Source organism: Bradyrhizobium sp. AZCC 1577 (assembly GCF_036924575.1).
GTDB lineage: Bacteria > Pseudomonadota > Alphaproteobacteria > Rhizobiales > Xanthobacteraceae > Bradyrhizobium.
In genome coordinates this window covers 2979035-3003811 of the sequence record NZ_JAZHRQ010000001.1, presented here as the reverse complement: position 1 = coordinate 3003811, position 24777 = coordinate 2979035, and the positions used below count along the sequence as shown (strand labels likewise).

Sequence of the window (24777 nt, the reverse complement as noted above, 5' to 3'; positions counted from 1 at the left end):
TCGTTGACCGCTTAGACCTCGCCACCGGCAACCGCGATGGCCTGTCCAGTGATGGCGCCTGCGCCCTCGCCACAGAGCCAGAGCACGGTATCAGCCACTTCCGACGGCGCCACGAGACGTCCCTGCGGATTGTGCTTTGACAACTCCGCGATCGCCTGCTCGCGGCTGCGGCCGGTCTTCTTGATGATGTTGTCGATCGAGCCTTCCAGCAGATCGGTCTCGGTGAAGCCGGGACACACGGCATTCACGGTAACGCCGCTCTTGGCCGTCTCCAGCGCCAGCGAACGGACAAGGCCGATCACCGCGTGTTTCGCCGCGCTGTAGGCGCTGACATAAGCGTAGCCCTTGAGGCCCGCGGTGGAAGCCACCGCAACGATCCGGCCGCGGCGGCGCTCGATCATTCCCGGCAATACGGCTTGCGTGGCGTGGACCACGCCCATGAAATTGACGTCAATCATCCGCTGGAACAGCGTCGCGTCGGAGCGGCCGAACGGCGCGGACTCCGCCGCGCCGGCATTGGCAATGAGGATATCGATCGGCTGCCGCGCGGCGGCTTCCGCAACGGCCGACTTGACGGAAGCCTGGTCGGCGACATCAGCGACGGCTGCAAACCGCGCTGCGCCGGACGCAACCGCTTCATCCAATGTCGCGCGGTTGCGCCCGAGCACCGTTACCGTTGCACCAGCTTTCGACAGCGCCGCCGATATCGCAAGGCCGATGCCCCGCCCGCCGCCGGTGACGAGCGCATGGGAGGAACGCGACAATTGGGACATCGGTCAAGCCTCCAGGATCAGGGTTCAGCATATATTTTAAACTTCAAGCTTTTGCAAGGAAGGGGCGCGCATTCGTTGCGGCGGTCCGGTTGTCCCTGCGAACGCAGGGACCCATACTCCGCGGCGGAAATTATTTGGGTGCGCTGGTCGACGGCTTTCTTCAACAACGCAAGCCGGTGGTTATGGGTCCCTGCGTTCGCTCTAGGGCATGCACACTTGTTGCGCCGCAAATACTCATGAAAAGCCAAGGGTTTTTGCACTTCTCAAGTGTTGCGACGTAGTTTTGCTGCGCGCGCTCTCCACCCCACCGAAGCGCTGGATTCCGATCTTGCGCGAAAACGCCAGCCTCGATTCCAAAATTTCGATGAGCTCGCATCTTCGATTCTAAAATTGCATATGAAGCCTGAATCGCACTGCAACATGTGTGCATCCACTAGTGCGTTCGCTGGGACGACGATGGATGATGGGCACGTCGTTGACGCTCCTTTGCCAACCCTACGGCAGCTAAGCGCTATATAATCCCGTCTCTTCGCAGCGCTGCAATCGCGTCGGCGTCGTAACCGATGTCGGCCAGCACGCGATCGGTGTGCTCGCCGAGCGTCGGCGGGCGCGCGACGATTTCGCCTGGGGTCTCCGAAAGCCGCACCGCGGCGCGCGCCACTGGCGCGGGGTTCGGCAAGCCGGGATAATCGACATCCTGCATGAAACCAGTGGCGCGGATGTGCGGATGCTCCAGCGCCTGTTGCGGGCTCAGCACGGGACCTGCCGGAATCATCGCCTGGCCGAGCGTATCGATGGCTTGCTGCGTGGTGCGCTCGGCGCACCAGCGCGCCATTCGCTCACTGATAATGGGACCGTGATCGCCTCGCTTGATGTCGTCGGCGAAGCGGGGATCGCTGAGCCAATGATCCTCGCCCATCAATCTGGCCCAGCGGATGAACAGCGGATGGCCGGTGACCTGGCACAGCACCCAGCCGTCTTTGGTGCGGTAGATATCGGCGGGCGCCGCGGTCTGGCCGAGATTGCCCGTGGGCACGCGGTTGGCTGATATCACCGCCTGCTCGATCAGCATTGCGTTGGTGAAAGACAGCGCGGTCGCGAGCAGCGCGCCCTCGACGATCTGCCCGCGGCCGGATTTGCCGCGCTCGATCAGCGCGGCGAGCGTGCCGAAGGCGCAATGCAGCGCGGTGCCGAAGTCGATCCAGTTCACCGCGGCCCGGTACGGCGGATCGCCCTTGCCCGTCATGAAGACCGCGCCCGACATCACCTGGCCAACGCCGTCAAAGCCGACGCGATCCGACCATGGTCCCGGCCCGCCGAAAGCGGTCGCGGTCGTCAGGATGATGTCCGGCTTGATCGCCTTCAGCGAGTCATAGTCGAGCTTCATCGCGCGCAGCGTCTGCGGCGGCAGGTTGGCGACGACGACGTCTGATGTCGCAACCAGTCGGCGCATCACCTCCTGGCCTTGCGGCTTCATCGGATCGAGCGTGATGCATTTCTTGTTGCGGTTGACCTGCAGGAACAACGCGCCCTCGCCGCCTTCGCCGACCGGCGCCACGAAACGGTCCTCGCTGCCGTCGCGCTTTTCCACCCGGATGACTTCCGCACCGAACTCCGCCAGCAATGTCGCGCAATACGGCCCCGCGATATAGCGCCCGAAATCGAGGACACGAATGCCCTCCAGAACTCCCCCCATCGGTCTTTTTCCTTGTCTGACTGCTCGATTGTCACGAGCCTTCTATCATGTTGATGAATGAATGGGACGGCCATACAATCACTGATCCCTTTCGAACGGAACATCCCTAAATGACCCCGACTGCACAACGGCCCTATCGCGGCGTCTTCCCCGTCGCTCCGACCATCTTCGACGATCAGGGGGAGCTCGATCTCGAAGGCCAGCGGCGCTGCATCGATTTCATGATCGACGCCGGCTCGAACGGCCTGTGCATTCTGGCCAATTTCTCCGAGCAGTTCGTCCTCACCGATGCCGAGCGCGAAAAGGTGATGGTCGCGGTGCTGGAGCACATCGCCGGCCGCGTGCCGGTGATCGTGACGACGACGCATTTCGGTTCACGCATCTGCGCCGAGCGCAGCCGCCAGGCCCAGGACGCGGGCGCGGCGATGGTAATGATCATGCCGCCGTACCACGGCGCCACTTTCCGCGTGCCGGAAAAGGCTATTTTCGAGTTCTATCGCACCGTCTCCGACGCCATCGACATTCCCATCATGATCCAGGATGCGCCCGTTGCCGGGACGCCGCTTTCGGTCGACCTGCTGGCGCGCATGGCGCGGGAAATTCCGAATATCCGCTATTTCAAGATCGAGGTGCCGATGGCGGCGGCGAAGCTTCGCGATCTGATCGCGGCCGGCGGCGACAGCATCGAAGGTCCCTGGGACGGCGAGGAAGCGATCACGCTGATGGCCGATCTCGACGCCGGGGCGACCGGCGCCATGACGGGGGGCGGCTACCCTGATGGCATCCGGCAGATCATCGATCCCTATCTCGCAGGCCGCCGCGAGGAAGCGATGGCAGCCTATGCGCGCTGGCTGCCGCTGATCAATTACGAGAACCGCCAGTGCGGCTTGCAGGCCGCCAAGATCCTGATGAAGGAAGGCGGCGTGATCGGTTCGGACGCGGTTCGTCATCCGCTGCAAAGGGTTCACCCGGCGGCGCGCGCCGGTCTCATCGAAATCGCCCGCCAGCTCGATCCCGTGGTGTTGCGCTGGGGGCGGTAGATCGCCACCGTCAGCCGGCACCGCTCTTCGGCACTGTATAGCCGCCTGCTCATCACGACTTGATCGAGGAACGTCGCCGCTTCCTGCGCATTGAGGCGTAGAGACGCGGGACGGTTCGTCATGAGCCATGTGAGTTGCAGGCACGACACGAAGCCTGAGCCAGCCAACGGACAGCCGGATGCTTCAGGAGCTCCAGGCGATCGGGGCCGCGGCCGCCGTGCGGTGTCTCCGTGGCAGATTCCCTGGAGAGGGTGGAAGGATATCCTGATCAGGACCTATCAGCAGGTCGGCGAAGACCGGCTGCTCGCCGTTGCCGCAGGTGTCGTTTTCTATGGCCTGCTTGCCCTTTTCCCGGCAGTCACCGCCCTCGTCTCGTCCTACGCGCTGTTCGCCAAGGCAAGTACGATCAACGATCACATGACGATGCTTGCGGGCATCCTGCCAGAGGGCGCGCTCGGCATCGTCAGAGATCAGGTCAATCGCGTACTGGCCAAGGGCGAGGTCACGCTGGGGCTGGCGTTTCTGTTCTCTTTCCTGCTTGCCGTATGGAGCGCCAATGGCGGCATCAAGGCTATCATCGATGCGCTCAATGTGGTCTATGACGAGGACGAGAAGCGCGGCTTCTTCAAGCTCAATGCGGTTTCCCTCGCACTCACCTTTGGCGGACTGGTGGCGGTGCTTCTCACCATCGGTTCCGTGGTCGCGCTTCCGATCGTTCTGTCCACGATCGGGCTCGGAGCCGTCACCGATGCGCTGTTTCGATTCGGACGCTGGCCTGTCCTGGTCCTGATGATGCTGTTTGGCCTCGCGGTGCTCTACCGGTTCGGACCAAGCCGCCGCTCGCCGCAATGGCGCTGGCTGAGCGTCGGCAGCGTGGTTGCAACGCTGGCATGGCTTGCGGGATCGGCCTTGCTGTCGTTCTACCTTTCCAATTATGCAAACTACGACGCGACGTACGGCTCGCTCGGGGCCGCGATCGGCTTGATGATGTGGATGTGGATGTCCACGATCGTCGTGTTGCTCGGTGCCGAACTCAATGCGGAGATCGAGCATCAGACCGCAGCCGACAGCACGGAGGGCGGAAACAAGCCGTTGGGCCAGCGTGGGGCGAAGATGGCCGACACGGTCGGAGAAGCGAAATCATAGGCGCAGAAGCGCAATGTTCCTGTTTTTCTCGAACAGGCTGGGATGTCTTGGCTCGCTGTTATTTTCGGCTGCCGTGACCGTCGGCCTGCTTTTTGCGCTCGGCGTTCTGCGTTTTTGATCGCTAAAATTGCGCAGCGCTGAACTGGAAATCAGAGTTGAAGCCATTACATCAAGTGCCCGCTCACATTGATTCCCGCCGTGAAGAAATACCTCGTCATTTTCCTTCTGCTCATGCTCGTTCCCATGGCTGTTTCCGCCGTGAAATACCTGCTCGGCGACAGGCGCGCGAACTGGCAAACGGCGGACCGTTCAAGCGCCGGGCTTCTTGCCAAAGCTTCCGAACACACCGATGCCGTGATCAGGGTGTTCGCGGCACGAACCGTACGCTGGCGCGGGATATTCGCGGTTCACACCTGGATCGTCGTGAAGGAGCGCGGGGCCAGCCGTTACAGCCGCTACGATTACACGGCCTGGGGTGAACCGATCCGGATCGACGGATTCCAGGCCGACGGGCGCTGGTTCGGCGAGATTCCCGAAACGGTCGTCAGCCTCGATGGTCCGAAAGCGGAAGCGCTGATTCCCAAAATCCGCTCGGTCATCGAGACTTACAAGTTTCGGGCCAATGGAGATTACAGCGCCTGGCCGGGTCCGAACTCCAACACGTTCATCCAGGCGATACTGGATGCCGTTCCGGAGCTTGAAGCGGTGTTGCCGCCGACGGCGATCGGCAAGGATTATCCTTACCACGGCAATTGGGCCGGCTTCACGCCGTCGCGGACCGGCGTGTTTGCTTCGCTCGGAGGTTATCTTGGGCTGACGATCGGATGGGTCGAAGGCATCGAACTCAATCTTTTCGGAGGCGTTCTCGGCTTCGATATCCGCCGCCCCGCATTGAAACTGCCGGGCGTCGGCCGGCTCGGGCTGCCGCTTGGCCCGTGACACAATATTTGTCACTGGACGAGATGGGATTGATTTCAATCGATAGGGAACCTTCGTTTCGATCAAACGTCGAAAATCGGGAGCATCGACATGACCGACGAACAGACCTTTGCATCACTGCTCGGCAAGGCCGCGATTGCGGTTTGGGGTGACATGCCCCGGGACATTCAGGAGGCGCTGTTCGAAACCGCGATGCGCAACCGCTCCGAGTTGCGTCACGATCTGGCCGTGCTGCTGCATGAGCGCCACCCCAGAACGCAGCACCCGGCCAAACCCGACTGAGCAAACCCACCTGACTCACACCTCTATTCCGGAAACGCAACATCCGCGATGACGGGAAGATGGTCCGAATAGGAGCGCGCCTTGCGATCGGTCCAGGCCGAACGGATCACGAGATCGGGCGAGGCGTAGATTCGGTCGAGTCGCATCATCGGCAGGCGCGCTGGAAATGTCCGTAACCGCGTTCGGACCGGGCAAATCCGCGCCAGCACGCCCCGCACCGATTTCACCCAGAACCAGTCATTGAAATCGCCGAGCACGAGCGTCCGCGTCGGCTGCACCAGCCCGGCCAGGGCATGCGCCTGGGCGTGCCTTTCATGGATGCTGAGGCCGAGATGTGTGGCGATGACCCTCACCTCGCCATGATCAGACAAAATGCGTGCGGCAATGGCCCTGCGGGGCTCCCGCTCCTGATACGAGACGTCGGAAATTTTCGGGGGCTCGGCGAACGGCCAGCGACTCAACAGCACCTGTCCGTAGTCGCCGTCCTCGGTGACGATCGATCGCGCATCGACGCTGTGGTCGCCGACGGCTTTCGCCAGAAGGGCAAAGGGATCGTCGGTTCTCCCGCGCGAATCGACCTCCTGCAGGGCCACGATATCAGGCGACCAGCGGCGAATGACGGAACAGACGCCATCCAAATCAAACCCGGGATTGAGGTGGAAGATGCCGTGAACGTTCCACGTCATGATGCGAACCGTAGCCATCACGTTCTTCGCCCCGCCAGCCAGGTCACCAGGAACTGCACGCCAAGGCACAGCGCAATCCAGGCGAGGATCGCCAGCGCCAGCAGCAGCACATTGATCCAGGAGGCGTTTCGCGCCAGATCCGCGATCTGCGCGCCAAGCGCGGCCATGACTGCGATTCCCGGCGCCATGCCGAGCACGGTGCCGAGCACAAAATCGCGCAGGCTCAATTTACTGGCGCCCGCCACCACATTCACGATCGAGAACGGAGCGATCGGCACCATCCGGATCATAGCGACCGCCATGACCCCTTTGCCGATAATGCTGCTCTGAACCCGGGCGGCCCGGCGCCCGAGCAGCCGCTGCAAGCGCGCTTGGCCCAGCACGCGGCCGATCGAGAACAGCGTGAGCGCGCTGAGCAGCACGCCGGCGCTCGCGCTCAAGAAACCCATCCACGGCCCGAGAGCAGCCGATGTTGCGGCGATCAGTACCAGCACCGGAAAAACCACCAGCCCGCCGACGACGAAGGCGGCAATCGCAAACAGCGGCGCGAATTGCGACCGTGCGGGGTGCGAGATGATCGAGGAGACGAAGCCGACATCGGCGAAATCGCGCAGCGATGTGTACTGCCAGGCCAGCGCCAGGCCGGCGAGCGCCGCAGCGAGGCCGGATACGGCCAAAATGGTTCTTGCCGTCCACATGCGATTGGCGGCGCGGTCGAGGTGAAGCGGTTCCCTGGGATCGGCTACCGGCTGCACCATGACCGCCACGCCGCCGACCGACGCGGCCGGATCGATCGGCTGCAACGATTTCGGGACGTCGTCCTCCGCCAGGCGGTCGAGAAATCCGAACAGGTCGGCTTCGTGGCGTTCGATTTCGCGTTCATCGACGCCGCAGAAATGCCCGATCAGACTACGGCGAAGCCAGGCGAGATATTCACAATGCGCGTCGGAAGTGGCCTCGAAGGCCAGGTCGCATTCGGTGTCCGCCCCCATCGAACGATTGTTGAGGTTGGCCGATCCCACGCGCAGGACGCGATCGTCGACGATCATCACCTTGCTGTGCACCATGACCGCGGCCGCCTGCTCGGCATCGCGCGTCGATGGATAGACAAAGCGGACCCGGTCCATGACGCCTGCCGATACGAACCGGGCGATAAATCCGCCGCGCCCGCTCTGCATGGCCTGCGATTCGAACCAGGACGAATGCATCTTCGGCATGACGATCAGGACGCGAAGCTGCGGCACGTCCAGCAACCGCTGCGCCAGGAGGCGCGCGATGTCGGTGGCGCTGGTGAACTGGTTTTCGATATAGATGAAGCGGTCGGCCGCATTGATGGACGCTTCGAACAGCCGCGCGACTTCGTTCACGCCGCCACTGCGTGCGGTGGCTATCTCGGTCCGGGCGATGCCCACCGTCATTCCCCGGCACTGCACCGGGACCGAGGCCGGCCAGCGCTCGCCCTTGGTCGCTGCGGGTCTTTCGACCGTGCAGCCGGCGGCGTGCCATCTGTTCTCCGCCACTTCCGTCAGACTGGCCGCAGCTTCGCCATCCACCATGCACTGCACGTCGTGAAACGGCGGATAGGGTTTGCCGTCGGGATCGGTACGAAGCGGATGATGCGCCTCATGCGCACTGGTGTCCCAGCGCCGGATCGTCAGGTCGAGACCGCCGACGAAGCCAAGCGCACCGTCAATGACGGCGATCTTCTGATGCTGCGCTGAGCCTAAGGGAAGGCTGGAGTCGAAACAAAAGCGCAGCCGGTCCGACGCGTGCGCCGTGAACTTGGCGGCCGAATTCCACTCCCGCTCCGCGGCATAGAGGGCCGGGAAATTCCAGATAAGGATGTTGATCCGCAGATCGGGCTTCGCCTTTAGCAGCGCTTTCAGAAACGCACCGAGCTCTTGCGGATAGCCGTCGTCGGCGTACCCGGAGGGCCCGACAAACCGGGTCTGGCTGTGGATGTCCCAGCCGATGATGTACACCTGCCGGGTTGCGAGCAGCAGCGCTTCCCGCAAAGCGGCGAAATATGCGGCCGCATCATTGAGGATTGTCAGCCGCCCTGCCTTGCACCTTCTCCAGACGGTTTCGCCAGGAATGAGGATGGATGAGCTTTGCAGCAGACGGCACCTCGGCAACAGGATGAGAAAACCCGTTCGGGATCACGAACGAATGTTCGCCCGACGCCAATCCAACGATCTGCAGCCGCGACAGTTCCAGCCAGGCGGAACTTGCCTCCGTCCCGCCGCCTTCGGCGCGCCGTTGAATCACCAGACACGCGCGTCAGCGACGATTGCGCCTATCGGTGAGATCCGGGGGCGTAGTGTTCCGGCCCGTGCTGGAGACGCTTTCTTCCTCAACCACCGGTTCGATGTAGGTGCTGTGCAGCGAGATCGGCGACTTGAAGCCGTCGAACATGATGCGGACAGTGCTGCGATAGCGGCCGGAGCCGATGGTCACCCCTTCCCGACCGGCGAACTTTGGGCATCGCGCCGCCCCGAGTGCGCTCATCCTGACGCGTGTCCGTTCAGGCAACGGAGTCCGGTGATCGGGTGGCTGTTTGGGCAATCGCATCCTTGGGCCAAGCGCCTTCGCCGGTTCATCTATCCGCCGGAGAGGAAATACGTTCGGTCTCGAATGCATGGCGAGAAATCCACCGGCGCACCATGCGCCGGCAGTCGATGATTGCCGGCCGCAAGCCGAGCAATACCCCGGCTGGGCCGGCATCTCGCGCTATTGCGGAGGCCGGCTTGGTCAGAATGACGCCACACGTTCGCCAACAACATGCACGCATGCGATCAGTCGCGGCATCTTGCGATATTCAACCATCGACACAGGCTGTGCTTTGGAGATTTGAAAATGCAGATGAGGCCGGGACGACGGCCCGACGTCGCCGGGTCGAGCCTAGGCGACTTTGGTAGGAAGGCCTTGCGGCTGCGCACCGCCGCAGACATGCGCGAGGCCGACAACGATACCATCGTACCTGCTTCGTCAGGGCAGGCGTACGTATCGAAAGATATATCAGCCAGGTTGCGAGGTACGGCTTTTTGCAGTCGAGGAATGAGAAAACACGCTTTAATGACCAGTTTTTGACGACATTCGGTCACATTCGGGCTGCTTGGCATCCCCCGTTAACGAGGGTAAAGTTTCTTTTGAACAATTAAGATACAGAGTGAACTAATTCACAGTAACTATGAGCGGTTCTGAAGGAATCTAGTATTAAAATCCGGGGGCGCGTTATGTCAGTCCCACGCAAGAAGACTGTATTTATTGTAGACGCAATGGCCTTTCGACGAGCTCGAGCAGAGAGCTTCTTAAGTTCCTGGGCCAGCAACGAACAGGTCGAACTGATTTCGCTCGATCCCGATGAGGCGCACAGAAGGCTTATCGAGCGGAGCGAATGCGAGATGCTGATTTACAGCGTCGGCACCTCCTCTCCCCACGAGGTCTTCACCGAGATACAGGTGTTGCATACCCTTCGCCGGGAAGCGGCACTCGCCATCATCTCCGACGATGAACATCCCGCCACCGTTGTCGCGGCGATCCGTTGCGGAGCCCGGGGCTACTTCAGCAATTCCATGGCACCCGAGCTTGCGTTGCACGCCCTTTCATTCGTCCTCCATGGCGGCACCTACTTTCCGGCGACCGCCATACTGGCCAGCCAGACCTTCAGCCCGCCGGAGCCTGAACAACAGACGCAGGCGCCCCCTCTCGGGCCAGAGGACGGTCCTTACGACCAGCAAGGGCCCCTCTTCGACGGTAAGGCGGTAAGCGTGCAGCGCGACCATGGCCTAAACGGCGCGCGGAACGCGCCCGAGTTTACCGAGCGGCAGTGCGCGGTGCTCGCTTGCCTCTGCCAAGGCGATCCCAACAAGGTGATCGGTCGCAAGCTCGGCATGACCGAAACGACGGTGAAAGTCCATGTCCGCGAAATCATGCGCAAGCTGGGCGTGAGCAACCGGACCCAAGTCGCGATCGCCGGGGCGCGCGTCTCCTTCGACAGTCCCGTCGCACTGATTACTCCGGATTCAGCCATGACGGTCAGGTCATCCATATCTCACTAGCGATTGATTTTCGGCATTGCGCCGGTTGCCATTTCATCGCTCCTGCCGGAACTCGCGGCAATTTCTCGATCTGTCGGCCAGCGCATCCTCGCTACGGGAAGCGGCGGCATCCTATTGCAATGCCACAATATATGATTATCGTCATATAACAGCGATCGAACAGGAGGACCCCGCAATGGCCGCAAGCCCCGATCCCGTCGTCATCCTTTCCGCCGCCCGCACGCCGCTTGGCCGGTTCATGGGCGAATTGTCCCCCTTCAGCGCGCACAGGCTCGGCGCTCACGTGATCGGCGCGGCGCTGGAACGGGCGAAACTCGCGCCGGAGCGGATTGAGGAGGTGTTCATGGGCAACGTGCTGCCGGCCGGACAGGGCCAGGCGCCGGCACGCCAAGCTGCGCGCGGCGCCGGACTGCCTGACGCCACCGGCGCCACCACGGTCAACAAGGTGTGCGGCTCCGGCATGAAGGCGACGATGCTGGCGCACGATATCATCAATGCCGGTTCGGCCTCGATCGTGCTATCCGGCGGCATGGAGAGCATGTCGAACGCGCCCTATCTGCTGGCCAAGGCGCGCGGCGGCTATCGCGCCGGGCACAACCGGATCATCGATCACATGCTGATGGACGGGCTGGAAGACGCCTACGAAACCGGCCGCTCGATGGGCGACTTCGGCGAGGCTACCGCGGAGGCCTATCAGTTCACCCGCAACGACCAGGACGCCTACGCGATGGAGACCTTGACCCGCGCCCGCAAGGCGGTCGAGGGCGGCGCGTTCAGGGCCGAGATCGCGCCGATCACATTGTCCGAGAAGGCGGGTCCGCGCGTCATCGCCAATGACGAGCATCCGCTCAAGGTGGATCCGGCCAAGATTCCCGGATTGAAGCCCGCGTTCCGCGGTAACGGCACCATCACGCCGGCCGCCTCTTCCGCGAATGCCGACGGCGCCGCCGCGCTGGTTCTGGCCAAGCGCTCGCTCGCCGATCGCGACGGGCTACCAGTGCTCGCCGAAATCAAGGGTCACGCCACCCACAGCCAGGAGCCGCAATGGTTCACCACCGCGCCGATCCCGGCGATCCGCAAGCTGCTCGACAAGGTCGGATGGACCGTCTCCGACGTCGACCTGTTCGAGATCAACGAAGCGTTCGCGGTGGTGGCGATGGCGGCGCAGAAGGATCTCGGCATCGCGAGAGAAAAACTCAACGTCAATGGAGGCGCCTGCGCGCTAGGCCACCCGATCGGCGCCACCGGCGCGCGTCTGATCGTGACGCTGCTGCATGCGCTGGAAGCGCGGAACTTAAAGCGCGGTGTCGCTGCGCTCTGCATCGGCGGCGGAGAAGCGACCGCGATCGCCGTCGAGCGCGCCGCGCGCTGATCGGGCCGTCGGAAGGACTGCGAGCGGCGCGAAGGGTGTCGCTCGCCGTTTTCGGGGCCACCTTCAAGCTGCCAGGGCGGCATGTCTCAAGCGCCTTGTCGCCGCACGCCTGACCTTTTCGAAGGCCAAAGCTTCGATCTGCCGCACGCGCTCGCCGGAAATCGACAGTTCACGCCCGAGCTCTTCCAGGCTCGGCGGATCCTCGCGAAGCCGCCGGGCCTCGAACACGCGGCGCTCCCGCACCGTCAGCACATCAAGGGCCGAATGGAGCGCCCTCGCCCGTTGCCCGCCCTCATCCTGTTCGACGATCATCGCCTCCGCGTTCGGCGAAGGGTCGACCAGCCTCGCTTCCCATTCGGTAGGCCCGTCTTCATCGACGGATGCATTCAGGGAAAGGTCGCCCGTCAGACGGCTGCTCATCTCGATCACATCGCGAACGGGGACCGCGAGCTCCCGCGCGACGGCCTCGGCCACCTCCGGCGTAAGGCCCGTCCTGTCGCCTCCGAACTTGCGCATGGCGCGCCTGAGGCCAAAGAACAGCTTCCGTTGAGCTGCCGTCGTCCCGATCTTGACCAGCGAGCGCGACCGCAGAATGTAATCGTGGATCGCGGCCTTGATCCACCACAAGGCGTAGGTGGAGAACCTGGCGCCACGGCCCGGCTCGAAATGCGAGGCCGCGATGACAAGGCCGAGATTGGCTTCCCCGATCAGATCGGCAAGCGGCAGGTCGTATCGCTGGTAGCGGCGCGCGACCTTGGCCGCGAGCCGGAGATGGCTGGTGACGAGCGCATCGGTAGCGCTTCGGTCTCGGTGCTGCTGCCAGCGCCGGGCAAGCTGCTGCTCGCGCGTCGGTTCAAGCAGAGCGTATCGCCTGATGAGTGCGGCATATTCATCGACGATATCTCGCGATCTGTCGACAGTCAGCGGCTCGCGCCTGTCTGACAGTATCGTCGTGCTGTGGGCGTTCATGGGTGGCTCCAATCCATCGGGTCCGGCAGAGAGACCCTAGGGACGGCACCGCGATGCCGCCATTAAATTGGAATTGAGGAATCTAAATTCGCTGTTAGCGTCCGTGCCGCTCTGGTCTCGATTTCAAAATCGCACGATTTCGCTCGAGGCTCGCGAAACCTCGATCGATGAGCATTCGCGCGCTCGTGCGAATTCGAAACGACCGCTCCCTCTGCAAACGCTTTGCAAGACGGCTCAAGACCAGTTGAGCTTTGTAAAAGGCAATTTAGTGGGACGAGGTCGCGCCCGCCCTACATCTCCGTCATGCATCCGCTGCCTGGATGCAGCCTCAAGCGAGCAGTTCGCATTCGAAAAGAACACGCGCCCGTTGCGGCATGTGACTGCGCATGCGCGTCCAGCGAACTGCCGCGTAGATGATACGGAGAAAGACAATGACCTCGATCAAGACCATCGCTGTCGCAGGATTGCTGTCCATGGTGGCCGCAGCGCCTGCCTTCGCGCAAGAAGCCATCCAGGAGCCGGGCAGTTTTGCATTTTTCTATCCGAATCTGGACGTGCTGAATGGCGGTGCACCCACGCCGGCCTACCGGATGGAAGGGCTGCCGCCCTCGGTGATGCAAGCCTATAACGAAAGGGAAAGCGGCATGGCCGGCCCCAGCGTCTGGCAGCATCGGCGTGTACACCACGCATCCCGCGCCGAGCATGATGACCGCCGGCATGGGTGACGTTGGCGGACCTATGTCCGGCCACCTTGCTCATCGGGGCAAACGATCTCCACCCGGCCTCCCGGGCCGGCGTGGATGATCAGGCGAAAGCCGTGCAGCTTCACGATTGCCGAGACCAGGTTGAGTCCAAGGCCGATGCCCGGCGTGTTACGAATCTTGTCCGAGCGATAGAACCGGCGCAACACGGCTTCGTGCTCCAGCGCGCTGATCCCCGGACCCGTATCTGTCACACGCAAGATGGTTTCGCCCTCACCGCGCAGCAGCGCAAGCTCGACCCTGCCGCTCCGGGGCGTGAACTTGATGGCATTGTCGACGAGATTGGCCACCGCCTCCAGCAGCAGGTCGCGATCGCCGCGCACGGAGAATTTGTCGGCTATGTTCACGCTCAGCGCGATCTGCTTGTCTTCGGCGATCGGCTCGTACATGTCGCAGACCTCGCGCAGCATGTCGCCGAGCGCAACGTCGCCGAAGGCGGACGAGCGGCGGCTGTTCTCGATCTCGGCGAGCCGCAACAGCGCCGTGACGATCGACAGCGACTGGTCGATGCCGGCGATGGCCTTGTCGACAACTTCCTGGAGTTGCTCCAGGGTCGTCGCGTTGGTACGGCCGCGCTCGAGCGTCAGACGAGCGCGCGTCAGCGGCGTTCGCAAATCGTGGGCGATGTCGTTGCCGACGCCGGCCAGCGCGTTGATCGTGGTCTCCAACTCATCGAGCATGCCGTTGACGATGGCGGCGAGCCGCGAGAACGGTTCATCGACGTTCTTGTGCGGCAGCCGCTCGCGTAGATCTCCGGCGATGATGCGCTGGACCCGGAAGTTGACCTCCTCGACCCGCCTGCGGGCACGCGCGCTCAGCCAGGCGCCGGCCAACAACCAGAGACAGAACGCAGGCAACAGGCCAAGCGCCAGCGCCGCTCCGACGACCCTGAAGACTTCCGCCGTTTCGTCGACGTTTCGCCCGACCAGCAATATGTCGCCGTTCTCGAGGCGCCGCGCGACGGTTCTAACGGATGTCGCACCGGCTTCCTTGTCATCAAGGCGCACCAGCGGCATGCTCCGCGCCGGTGCCCCGATGTCGAGCCCGTCCGGCAGGGCTGCGACGTTGCCGGCCAGCCGATTCCCGTTCGCGTCGAACACGCCGGAGAACTGAACGCCGCGGGAATCCTGCCCGAGATGATCATTGAGCGCACCGATCAGACGCTCGCGCGGCAATCCGGCAAAGAAGCCGATCTGCGTCGTGATCATGCGATCGGATCGCGCGATCAGGTAGTCGTCGATCCTGATGTAGATGAAACCGAACAAAACCGTGACGAAGATCGCGAACAGGCCCGCCAGCACGGTGGTCCAGTGGAACGTCTTCGAGCGAATGAACTGCAACTGAAGCTTCCCGGCCTGCCGTTCGATCACCTTGCCGGCCCAACGGCGCGGGCGCCCGGCAAGGCCGCCAAAAGTCGGTCAAGGCACGGCACGAAGAATGAATCCTGCGCCGCGGACATTTTGAATCATCGGGGCGTCGCCCGGACCGTCGACCTTGTGCCGCACGCGGCCCATATGAACGTCGACCAGGTTGGTGGCGGGGACGAACTTGTAATTCCAGACCTCTTCGAGCAGCATCGCGCGCGTCAAGAGCTGGTCGCTCCGCCGCATCATGTATTCGAGCAGGCGAAACTCGCGCGGCAAGAGATCGATCCTGCGCTCGCCGCGTTTTGCCGTCCGCTCGATCAGGTCGAGCTCGAGTTGCCCCACCCGCAAGTTGGTTTCCCGCGTTTCCGGCGGGCGGCGCAGCAACGCCTCTATGCGCGCGACGAGTTCGACGATCGCAAACGGCTTGGTGAGATAGTCGTCACCCCCCATCCGCAATCCGCGCACGCGGTCATCGACCGCGCCAAGTGCGCTCAGCACCAGCACCGGCGTGCGCACCTGATCTTTCCGCAAGGACTCGATGACGGTGAGGCCATCCATTCCCGGCAGCAGGCGGTCGACGATCATGGCGTCCGGACGCAGGTCGCGCGCCTTGGCAAGGCCATCGAGCCCGTCGGGCGACCATTCCACCTCGAAGCCACGATCGGCCAGTTCGGCCGTGATTTCCCCCGCCGTCTCGCCGTCGTCTTCTATGAGGAGAACCTTCGTCATCTGATCGATCCGATTGCTATCAAGATACCCTCTCGACGCCAGGTGGCAATGATACGCCGGGCAGCCAATAATGCCATGGCGACGCGCACAAGTCTCACGGTTCAGGGGAGCCAGACAGCGCCGCGATCCCTACAATATCCTGCAGGCGCCATCCGCCAGGCGGCCATTCCGCCGCCTCGGTACAAGCACGGCCGGCCCGCCCGAAACAGTTAGCCGCCGGCGGCCCGTTGCGCCAATAAATAGCAATTTAATGAATCGGCGGGCCTGCATTGCCCGATCAGCCGGCACGATGTCGGATAGGTGAGACCCACATCACCTTCACGTCGAGTTGAGAGCGCGTGAAGCGATATTCGCTTTGGACGACGGCAGGCCAGCCGCACGTCACAGGAAGAAGCCGGCCTGGCTTCCCACCTATGGAGAACACCCATGCGCAACCTGAAACTTCTGTCGGCTGTGTTACTCACCACAGCCACCTTCGCCACTCCGGTACTGGCCGCCAACACGCGGCATGTCGTAACCGATGCCAATGGCCGCGTGATGTCGACGATGCATCGCGACGTAGGCGATAGCTGCGTCCGCGCTCCGCGCGTCGGCGCTTATGCCACGGCACCGTGGACCAACGCGGCGCCTTGCGAACCCAACACGGGTTACTGATCCGCTTGCATTACGACCCAACAATGAACATGCCGGGCTGGCGGGACATCCCGCTGGCCCGTCTTCTGCCCGCGCGCCAACGTGTTCTCCTTTGACGCATATCCGCGGCTGCTCCAGTTCGTGAATGCCAAGGCGGCGAAGACTAACGCCGAATTTAATGGATGCCTTGTGCATCGCACCTACCTGTCAGCCATCCGACATTTCGCTCGCGCGGCCCGTTGAAGTTCGCTCGCGACGAGCATCTGACTGAAAGGAGTCTCACGATGAAACGCATGCTCACGATACTGGCAACGGCTCTTCTCGCTTCGAGTCTGGTCGCGGGCGCGGCCGAGGCCCGCGGTGGCGGCGGTGGCGGCCACGGCGGAGGTTTTGGCGGCGGCTTCGGTGGCGGCGGCCATATGGGCGGTGGCTTCGGTGGCGGTGGTCACATGGGCGGCTTTGGCGGCGGAGGCCACATCGGAGGCTTTGGTGGCGGCGCCCATATCGGCGGCATAGGCGTCGGCGAACATCTGGGAGGTCTCGGCGGTGGCCACATCGGCGCGCATGGTTTCGGACTCCACCAGCACGCCGTGCATCGTTTCGACAGGTACGGGCCGGCATACGGCTACGGGTACTACGGTTATCCCGATTGCTATGACTGGTACTATCTGCACCCCTACAGCCCCTTGCCGCTGAGCTGTAGCTGAACCCGCCGCGCAGGACCTGCGCGCAGGCTGTCGGTTCGGAGGACGTTTTCCTGCTTTCTTCAAACGTCCTCCGGACCGATCCCCCAATAGCCCGAAGGATATCGCGTGGACCTCGCGCCACGCGTTCTCGTGTCGGTTGAACGGTACTGGAGAGCAACATGATACGCTTCCTGATGATCACAGCAGCCTCTGCCTTGCTGTGCGGCCCGGCCTTTGCGCAGCAGGCCGCGGTGATGCCGACACCTTCGCTCTCGGCCACGTCGCCGCTCGGCATGGTGCCAAGCGCGCCAGTCGGCGGCACCGGCATCCCCTTGGGCGCAACGGAAATCGCCTCACCCGGCGTGAGTCCCGCGCCGGCCGACCAGACCGGCACAATCGGCAGCACCGTGTGCTCGACGATCGGCACGGCACCGTCGACGATGTTCGGATCGGCTGCGACCTTCGACGGCGGCGGCGTGGCGGTCGGGACGGTCACACCGCAGAACACGATGTCCGCGATGCCGATGGCGGGAGCGCCAAATTCGTCAGGAATGTCGTCATCGGGTATTCCGCCGACATCGGCCCTGATCGACACCTCGGGTACATCGAGCATGTGCGGCGCCGGCTCGGGCAGTCTAGCAGCATCATCGACGCCGATGTCTCCGGTGGCGCCGGGCGGCGTGGCGCGCACTGGCATTCCGATGGGCTCGACCGAGCTCGGCAATCTTGGGATTAGCTCCGCCGCGATAGTGCCAACCATCACCGTCGGACCCACCATCGGCACCATCGCGCCGACGGTCCCGACGGTGCCCGCCGTCACGCTGCCGACACCGAACACGACGGCCGTCGCCGCGCCCACCGGCGCCATCACAGGGATACCGAACATCACAGGGGCGCCGAACACGATACCAGGCCTATCAACCGCCGCCACGATGTTCCGTTGAGCGGAAACCCACGCGCGAGAAGCAGCCATGAAAATGAAATTTGCAATACCTGCAGTCCTTTTCGGTGCCGTCGCCGCCGGCGGCCTGCTCTACTTCACGCAGGCCAATGCGTTCAGAGCTGCTGTCGCGGCCGCGCCGTCACCTCCGGTTCCGGTCGTGGCCGGCGTGGTTGCGCAGCATGACGTGCCGATCTATCAAAACGGCGTCGGCACCGTGATCGCGTACAACACCGATGTCGTGCGAGCCCAGATCCAGGGCCAGCTCATCAGCATCAATTTCACCGAAGGGCAGACCGTCCATACCGGCGACCTGCTCGCGCAAATCGATCCGCGTCCCTATCAGGCCCAGATCGACCAGTTTGAGGGCAATCTGGAGCGTGACCAGGCCCAGCTCACCAATGCCCGCGCCAATCTCGCGCGTTACAACCAACTCGGCGACAAGGGCTGGGCTACGCCGCAACTGATCGAAACCCAGAAGGCGCAGGTCGGCCAGTTGGAGGCCGCGATCAAGACCGACCAGGCGCTGATCGAGGCGGCCAAGGTGCAACTTAGCTACACGCGGCTGACTTCGCCGATCGACGGCGTGGTCGGCATTCGCCAGATCGACGTCGGCAACATCATCAGCCCGACGACGGCCAACGGGCTCGTCGTCGTGACCCAGCTCGATCCCATCTCGCTGATCTTCACGCTGCCGGAAGGCGTGCTGCCGCAGATCCTCAAGCAACAGCAAGCGACCAAGACGCCGCTTCCCGTCCTCGCCTATAATCAGGATGACACCCTGCAGCTAGGCCGGGGCGAGCTCGCGCTGGTCAACAACGAGATCCTGCAGACGACCGGCTCGATCCAGCTCAAGGCAACCTTTCCCAACAAATCTCGTGAGCTGTGGCCGGGTGAATTGGTCAATGCGCGGCTGCTCGTCACGACCCGACATAACGGGCTGACCGTCCCCGCTTCGGTCGTGCAGCAGGGTCCGAACGGCGCCTATGCCTATGTCATCAAGCCCGACAGCACGGTAGCGATGCGCCCCGTCAAGGTCGCACAGATCACCGACGGCGAGGCGCTGATCGATACCGGCCTGAAGGCCGGCGAGCAGGTCGTCGTTGACGGACAATACCGGCTGCAGCCGGGCACACATGTCACGCTGCTACATGGCGAAGCAGCCGAGGAAGCAGCGGCACAGCAAGCACAACAGGCGACGATCCCATGAACATATCCGCGCCCTTCATTCACCGGCCGATCGCAACGGCGCTCCTGATGGTCGGCCTTCTGGTCGGCGGCCTCATCGCCTACCCGCTGCTGCCGGTCGCGGCGTTACCGAACGTCAATTATCCGACGCTGCAGGTGACGGCGCAGTTGCCGGGCGCGGACCCGCAGACCATGGCGGCGTCGGTAGCGACGCCGCTCGAACTCCAGTTCGGACAGATTCCGGGTCTCCTCCAGATGACGTCGGCGAGCGCCCTCGGCTTCACCCAGATCACGCTACAGTTCGATCTGAACCGCCAGATCGACGGAACGGTCAGCGACACGCTGTCGGCGATCAACGCCGCGAGTCCGTTTCTACCGCCGGGCATCCCCTACCCGCCCACCATCCGCAAGGTCAATCCGGCGGACACGCCAATCCTGGTGCTCGGTCTCACATCGGACAGCCTGCCGCTGACCACAGTGGATGCGTACGCGGAAAACATTCTGCTGCAGAAGATATCGCAGATTCCGGGCGTCGGCCTCGTCGGCATCGGCGGCCAGCAGAAGCCCGCCGTGCGCGTGCAGCTCGATCCGCAGGCGCTTGCCGCGCGCGGCATCAATCTCGAGGACGTCCGCACGGCGCTCGGCCAGGCCAATGTCGATTTGCCGAAAGGCACGCTCAACAGCCCACGCCAGACCTATACGCTGAACACCAACGATCAGCTCTTGAAGGCGGAGGACTACGCCAATCTCGTGATCGCCTACCGGAACGGCTCGCCGGTCCGAATCCGCGACGTCGGTCGCGCCGTCAGCGCGCCGGAAAACGACCTGATCGCCGGCTGGTACAACAACCGGCGCGCGGTCATCCTGGCGATCCAGCGCCAGCCCGGTGCCAACGTCATCGACACCGTCGAGCGGATCAAGGCAGAGATGCCGGTGCTGCAGGCCTCGATCCCGCCCGCGATCAAGGTCAACGTCATCTCCGACCGCACCGATACGGTCCGCGCATCCATCCACGACGTTCAGTTCACGCTGATGCTGACGGTTGCGCTGGTGGTGATGGTGATATTCATCTTCCTGAGAAACTTCTGGGCGACGGTCATCCCGGCGGTCACCGTTCCATTGTCGCTGATCGGCACGCTCGCTGTCCTCTACGAGCTCGGCTACAGCCTCGACAACCTGTCGCTGATGGCGCTGTCGATCGCCGTCGGCTTCGTGGTCGACGACGCCGTGGTCGTGATCGAGAACATCGTGCGGCACATGGAAGGTGGCGCCACGCCATTCGAGGCGGCGCTGAAGGGCGCCGGCGAGATCGGATTCACCATCATGTCGATCACGCTGTCACTGATCGCGGTCTTCATTCCGCTGTTCCTGATGGGCGGATATGTCGGGCTGCTGTTCCGCGAATTTGCCGTCACCGTCAGCGTCGCCCTGGTGCTGTCGCTCCTGATCTCGCTGACCTTGACGCCGATGATGTGCGCGCGGCTGCTCAAGCCGGAAAACAGGACGCACGGACGGTTGTTCCGCATCCTCGAAAGTGGCTTCGGTTCACTACTCGGAGCCTACGAGGCCGGTCTCAAGATCGTGCTTCGTCACCGCTTCATCACCCTGTTGACGATGTTTGCGACCATCGGGCTGACCGGCTATCTCTACGTCGTCATTCCCAAAGGCTTCTTTCCGCAGCAGGACACCGGGCTGATCATCGGTCTATCCGAAGCCGCGCAGGATATTTCCTATTCTGCGATGACCGAGCGCCAGCAGGCGCTGCTCAATGCCATCACGCGGGATCCGGCCGTCGCATCCGTCGGCTCGGCGATCGGCGCCGGCGGCGGCAACACCACGGTCAACAATGGCCGCATCTATATTGCGCTCAAGCCCTACAAGCAGCGCGATAGCATGGAAACGGTGCTCGCCCGCCTGCGTACCAACCTGGCCAAGATTCAGGGCATCACGCTCTATATGCAGGCCGCGCAGGACATCACCATCGGCGGACGCGTCTCGAAAACCCAGTATCAGTACACGCTGGGCGATGCCGATCCCGGTGAGCTGAATCACTGGGCTGCGCTGTTCCTCGACAGGATCAAGAAGGTCCCCGGCATCACCGACGTCGCGACCGACCAGCTCAATTCCGGCCCCCTGCTCGACATCTCCATCAAGCGCGAGGTGGCTTCGAGCTACGGCATCCTGCCCTTCACCATCGACAACACGCTCGATGACGCCTTTGGCCAGCGCATCGTATCGACGATGTACACGACCCTGAACCAGTACCACGTCATCATGGAGGTCAATCCAAAATTCCAGTACTCGCCCGAGGCGTTGACTGGAATCTATGTCAAATCCTCAGCCGGCCAGGAGGTGCCGCTATCGACGCTGGTCGACAGTGTGGTCAAGGTCGCCCCGCTCGTGGTCAATCACCAGGGACAGTTTCCGTCGGTGACGATCTCCTTCAACCTGCTCCCCGGCACGGCGATCGGCCAGGCGACAAGCGCCATCCAGAATATCGAGAAGCAGCTCGGCAAACCGCTTTCGCTGCAGACCAGCTTCCAGGGCAACGCACAGGCGTTCGGCGATTCCCTATCGACAACGCCGATCCTGATCGTGGCGGCGCTGTTCGTGATCTATCTTATCCTCGGCATCTTGTATGAGAGCCTGATCCATCCCATTACCATCATCTCGACGCTGCCGTCGGCGGGGCTCGGAGCACTATTGTTGTTGATGGCGGTTCACCTCGATCTCAGCGTAATCGCGATCGTCGGCATTATCCTGCTGATCGGCATCGTCAAGAAGAACGGCATCATGCTGGTCGATTTCGCCCTGCATGTCGGCCAACAGGAGCGATTGTCGGCGGAAGACGCCATCTATCGCGCCTGCGTCATGCGATTCCGGCCGATCCTCATGACCACGATGGCAGCCATGCTTGCTGGCGTTCCCATGATGCTCGGCACCGGCGCGGGCTCCGAGATACGTCAGCCGCTGGGCTACGCCATCGTCGGAGGACTGGCCGTGTCGCAGCTTCTCACGCTGTATACGACGCCGGTGGTCTACATCTACCTCGACCGGCTGCAAACCTGGCTGTTCGGCAAGAGGAAGCCGGCGATTGACGAGGGCGCCAACCTGACGCCGGCGGAATGACGGGAGTTCCGGCGGCTCACTGAGACACGATGAGAACGATCAACTGTCAGGCCCTCTTCGGGTGTAGGGTCACAACCGAGCGCGAAGCTGCCTGTGCGCTCATCACCTCCTCAATGGCGGCCAGCAGCGCCGCCTGGTCGAACGGCTTGGAGATGCGCGGCAAGTGAGGCTGCGTCGAGCCGAGCAGTTCGGCATACCCTGTGCAGAGCACCACGGGCGTGCCGGGACGCTCGGCGGCCACTGCCTCGGCAAGCAGCAACCCGTTCATCCCCGGCATGGCGTAATCGGTCACCACGATGTCAATCTTCGGCATTCGGCGCAGAAGCTGGACTGCCTCCTCGCCGGAGCGCGCCTCGATCACGGCGTGGCCGAGATCGTCGAGCATCGCAGCGACACTGTCGAGGACGAGAAGATCATCGTCGACGACCAGCACGGAAAGGGGGCGGCTGCCGCGGGGCGCGGAACGCGACGGCTCCGCCGCATGGGGCACCGGCAGCTTTTCGTCCTGAGAGGCGGGCAGCCAGATCTCGGCCGTGGTCCCTTCGCCGATGCGGCTCTTCAGCCGCAACACGCCTCCGGACTGTTCGGCCAACCCTTTCACCATCGAGAGGCCGAGACCGGTTCCCTTACCGACGCCCTTGGTCGTAAAGAACGGCTCCTGCGCATGCTTGAGCGTCTCCTCGTCCATGCCGCATCCGGTGTCGCTCACCGAGAGCGCGACGTATCGTCCCTCGGCAAGGCCATCGATGGCATGCTCTTCGCGGGCAGCGATGCTGATGACCCCGCCACTGGCCGCGATCGCATCGCGCGCATTGACGGCGAGGTTGAGGATCGCGAGCTCGAGCTGGTTGGCATCGACCTTCACCTTCGAAAGCTCGATCGGAAAACGGGTCTCGACCCGGATGGCTGGATCAAACTTCAGGAGAGCCGCCATTCCGCGCACCAGCTCCGGGACATCCACGACGACGGGCTTGAGGTCCTGCTTGCGCGCGAACGCCAGCATACGCTGGGTCAGCGAGGCGCCGCGCAGCGCACCTTGAATCGCGTTATCGAGCAGCCGGTGAATCCGGGGATCTTCTGGCTGGAGGCGCTTCTTCGCCAGTTCGAGGCTGCCCAGGATCACGGCGAGTATGTTGTTGAAGTCGTGGGCGACGCCGCCGGTAAGCTGTCCGACAGTCTCCATCTTCTGCGATATCACGAGCGCATCGCGCGTGCGCTCCAGCGCTTCCTGGGCTCGGCGCCGCTCCGTCACGTCGCGCACGATCTTGGCGAAACCGATTGCCTCGCCACGCTCGTTTTGCACCACGCGTATCGTCTCCTCGGCCCAGAAGCGGCTGCCATCCTTGCGGACGCGCCAGCCCTCGCCTTCTGACTTGCCTTCCCGCTTTGCGTCGTGAAGCTCGGCATCGGGGACTCCGGACGCGCGGTCTTCCTCGGTGTGAAGGATGGCGTAGTGGGTACCTATGATCTCGTCGCCGTAGCCGATCAGCCGGCGCGCGCCGAGATTCCAGTTCGCCACCCGCCCTTCGGGGTCGAGCATGAAGATGGCGTGGTCGGCCACCCCCTCCACCAGCAGGCGAAATTTCTCCTCGCTTCGCCTGAGTGCCTCGGCTTCGCGATCGGCACGTTCTGCCGAGGCGCGGTCGTACACGGCCGCGGCGAGCCCGATGACGAGGACGATGATCGTGGTGCCGGCGACCAGGAACGCGAGCGGCGCTTGCCCAACCGCGCCGTGGACTGCGCGGCCAAGAATGGCATCCGTGGCAACGAAGGAGGAGCCCCGCATGGCCGCGTAGTGCATCCCGGAGATCGCCAGGCCCATGACGGCGCCCGCCGATATGCGCTCGAGCACGCTCGTAGTGCGAAAGGCGAGCCACAGCGCAATGATGGACGCGCCGATCGCAATGGCGATGGAAAGCACAACCCAGAGGGGATCGTAGTGGATCGAAGCCGCCATCCGCATGGCCCCCATGCCGGTGTAATGCATGCCGGAGATCGCGAGCCCCATTCCGATGCCGGAAATGATGAGCGTGTTCGACCGCTGACTAACGACGACGAACGCGGCTGCAGCGACCAAAATGGGAAGGGCAAGCGAGAGGAGCGTGAGGAGCGGATCGTAGGAAATTTCGACGCCGGGCAGGCTGAACGCCAGCATGGCGACGAAATGCATGGACCAGATGCCGCCACCCATGGCGACGGCTGCAGCCCCAAGCCAGCCCAGGCTGGCGGAACCGGAGGCAGCTCGCATGCGAGTCGCGAGATCCAGTGCCGTGTAGGAAGAAAGCGCGGCGATCAGGACTGACAGCGCGACAAGAACGGGGTCATGGGTGCCTGGATGGTGATGCATTCCGTTGATGTCGCAAGGGAAGCATCTCAATAG

General features: G+C 63.2%; 21 protein-coding genes. 12 read left to right on the top strand and 9 right to left on the bottom strand.

The features are described 5' to 3' along the window. Nucleotides 1-11 precede the first annotated feature (11 nt). Both V1278_RS13920 and V1278_RS13915 read right to left on the bottom strand, forming a co-directional pair. Nucleotides 12-773, bottom strand: coding sequence for an SDR family NAD(P)-dependent oxidoreductase (locus tag V1278_RS13920; RefSeq protein ID WP_334364087.1), 762 nt, complete (start codon nucleotides 771-773; stop codon nucleotides 12-14). Nucleotides 774-1284: 511 nt separating this feature from the next. Next, a complete protein-coding gene (locus V1278_RS13915) occupies nucleotides 1285-2469 on the bottom strand; it encodes a CaiB/BaiF CoA transferase family protein (RefSeq protein ID WP_334381133.1) in 1185 nt (394 codons plus the stop codon). A 110-nt stretch (nucleotides 2470-2579) separates the two neighbouring features. On the opposite strand from V1278_RS13915, the gene V1278_RS13910 reads away from it, so the two are divergent. The 4 genes from V1278_RS13910 to V1278_RS13895 all read left to right on the top strand — a co-directional run bounded on the left by V1278_RS13910 (nucleotide 2580) and on the right by V1278_RS13895 (nucleotide 5876). Continuing rightward, nucleotides 2580-3509: a dihydrodipicolinate synthase family protein gene (locus V1278_RS13910; RefSeq protein ID WP_334381132.1), complete on the top strand. Its 930-nt coding sequence runs from the start codon at nucleotides 2580-2582 to the stop codon at nucleotides 3507-3509. Between the two features lie 120 nt (nucleotides 3510-3629). Beyond that, nucleotides 3630-4655: a YihY/virulence factor BrkB family protein gene (locus V1278_RS13905; RefSeq protein ID WP_334381131.1), complete on the top strand. Its 1026-nt coding sequence runs from the start codon at nucleotides 3630-3632 to the stop codon at nucleotides 4653-4655. A 243-nt stretch (nucleotides 4656-4898) separates the two neighbouring features. Continuing rightward, complete coding sequence (locus V1278_RS13900; protein ID WP_334381130.1) at nucleotides 4899-5594, top strand: DUF3750 domain-containing protein; 696 nt, start codon at nucleotides 4899-4901, stop codon at nucleotides 5592-5594. Nucleotides 5595-5684: 90 nt separating this feature from the next. Next, nucleotides 5685-5876, top strand: a complete 192-nt coding sequence (locus V1278_RS13895; RefSeq protein ID WP_028347481.1) for a hypothetical protein — start codon at nucleotides 5685-5687, stop codon at nucleotides 5874-5876. 23 nt (nucleotides 5877-5899) lie between these two features. Here V1278_RS13895 and V1278_RS13890 read toward each other — a convergent pair whose 3' ends face one another. The 3 genes from V1278_RS13890 to V1278_RS13880 form a co-directional block, all read right to left on the bottom strand. Beyond that, nucleotides 5900-6580, bottom strand: coding sequence for an endonuclease/exonuclease/phosphatase family protein (locus tag V1278_RS13890; RefSeq protein WP_334381129.1), 681 nt, complete (start codon nucleotides 6578-6580; stop codon nucleotides 5900-5902). Beyond that, nucleotides 6580-8577, bottom strand: coding sequence for a VTT domain-containing protein (locus V1278_RS13885; RefSeq protein ID WP_334381128.1), 1998 nt, complete (start codon nucleotides 8575-8577; stop codon nucleotides 6580-6582). The genes V1278_RS13890 and V1278_RS13885 overlap by 1 nt, the downstream gene beginning before the upstream one ends. Nucleotides 8578-8842: 265 nt before the next feature. After that, entirely contained in the window at nucleotides 8843-9070 is a 228-nt protein-coding gene (locus tag V1278_RS13880) for a hypothetical protein (RefSeq protein WP_334381127.1), read from the bottom strand. Nucleotides 9071-9840: 770 nt separating this feature from the next. Here V1278_RS13880 and V1278_RS13875 point away from each other — a divergent pair. Both V1278_RS13875 and V1278_RS13870 read left to right on the top strand, forming a co-directional pair. Next, nucleotides 9841-10623 carry a response regulator transcription factor gene (locus V1278_RS13875; protein ID WP_334364096.1) on the top strand — a complete coding sequence of 261 codons (783 nt, stop codon included), beginning with the start codon at nucleotides 9841-9843 and terminating at the stop codon, nucleotides 10621-10623. Between the two features lie 175 nt (nucleotides 10624-10798). Further along, the gene (locus V1278_RS13870; protein WP_334381126.1) at nucleotides 10799-11995 is read left to right on the top strand and encodes an acetyl-CoA C-acyltransferase; all 1197 of its coding nucleotides are present in this window, start codon (nucleotides 10799-10801) and stop codon (nucleotides 11993-11995) included. 63 nt (nucleotides 11996-12058) lie between these two features. On the opposite strand, the gene V1278_RS13865 is transcribed toward V1278_RS13870, so the two are convergent. Then, nucleotides 12059-12964, bottom strand: coding sequence for an RNA polymerase factor sigma-32 (locus V1278_RS13865; protein ID WP_334381125.1), 906 nt, complete (start codon nucleotides 12962-12964; stop codon nucleotides 12059-12061). Nucleotides 12965-13395: 431 nt separating this feature from the next. Here V1278_RS13865 and V1278_RS13860 point away from each other — a divergent pair, with 431 nt between their 5' ends. Further along, complete coding sequence (locus V1278_RS13860) at nucleotides 13396-13689, top strand: hypothetical protein (RefSeq protein ID WP_334381124.1); 294 nt, start codon at nucleotides 13396-13398, stop codon at nucleotides 13687-13689. 11 nt (nucleotides 13690-13700) lie between these two features. Here the strand turns inward: V1278_RS13860 and V1278_RS13855 are convergent, their stop codons facing one another. Beyond that, a complete protein-coding gene (locus V1278_RS13855; protein WP_334381123.1) occupies nucleotides 13701-15065 on the bottom strand; it encodes a sensor histidine kinase in 1365 nt (454 codons plus the stop codon). A 78-nt stretch (nucleotides 15066-15143) separates the two neighbouring features. Further along, nucleotides 15144-15821, bottom strand: coding sequence for a response regulator transcription factor (locus V1278_RS13850; RefSeq protein WP_334381122.1), 678 nt, complete (start codon nucleotides 15819-15821; stop codon nucleotides 15144-15146). A gap of 426 nt (nucleotides 15822-16247) precedes the next feature. Here V1278_RS13850 and V1278_RS13845 point away from each other — a divergent pair, with 426 nt between their 5' ends. The 5 genes from V1278_RS13845 to V1278_RS13825 all read left to right on the top strand — a co-directional run bounded on the left by V1278_RS13845 (nucleotide 16248) and on the right by V1278_RS13825 (nucleotide 22397). Next, the gene (locus V1278_RS13845; protein ID WP_334381121.1) at nucleotides 16248-16475 is read left to right on the top strand and encodes a hypothetical protein; all 228 of its coding nucleotides are present in this window, start codon (nucleotides 16248-16250) and stop codon (nucleotides 16473-16475) included. Between the two features lie 263 nt (nucleotides 16476-16738). After that, complete coding sequence (locus V1278_RS13840) at nucleotides 16739-17161, top strand: hypothetical protein (protein ID WP_334381120.1); 423 nt, start codon at nucleotides 16739-16741, stop codon at nucleotides 17159-17161. A gap of 158 nt (nucleotides 17162-17319) precedes the next feature. Next, entirely contained in the window at nucleotides 17320-18084 is a 765-nt protein-coding gene (locus tag V1278_RS13835) for a hypothetical protein (protein ID WP_334381119.1), read from the top strand. Between the two features lie 27 nt (nucleotides 18085-18111). Beyond that, on the top strand, nucleotides 18112-19290 hold the full coding sequence (locus tag V1278_RS13830; RefSeq protein ID WP_334381118.1) for an efflux RND transporter periplasmic adaptor subunit: 1179 nt from the start codon (nucleotides 18112-18114) through the stop codon (nucleotides 19288-19290). Beyond that, the gene (locus V1278_RS13825; RefSeq protein ID WP_334381117.1) at nucleotides 19287-22397 is read left to right on the top strand and encodes an efflux RND transporter permease subunit; all 3111 of its coding nucleotides are present in this window, start codon (nucleotides 19287-19289) and stop codon (nucleotides 22395-22397) included. The genes V1278_RS13830 and V1278_RS13825 overlap by 4 nt, the downstream gene beginning before the upstream one ends. Nucleotides 22398-22443: 46 nt before the next feature. Here V1278_RS13825 and V1278_RS13820 read toward each other — a convergent pair whose 3' ends face one another. Next, nucleotides 22444-24744, bottom strand: coding sequence for an MHYT domain-containing protein (locus tag V1278_RS13820; protein ID WP_334381116.1), 2301 nt, complete (start codon nucleotides 24742-24744; stop codon nucleotides 22444-22446). Nucleotides 24745-24777 lie beyond the last annotated feature (33 nt).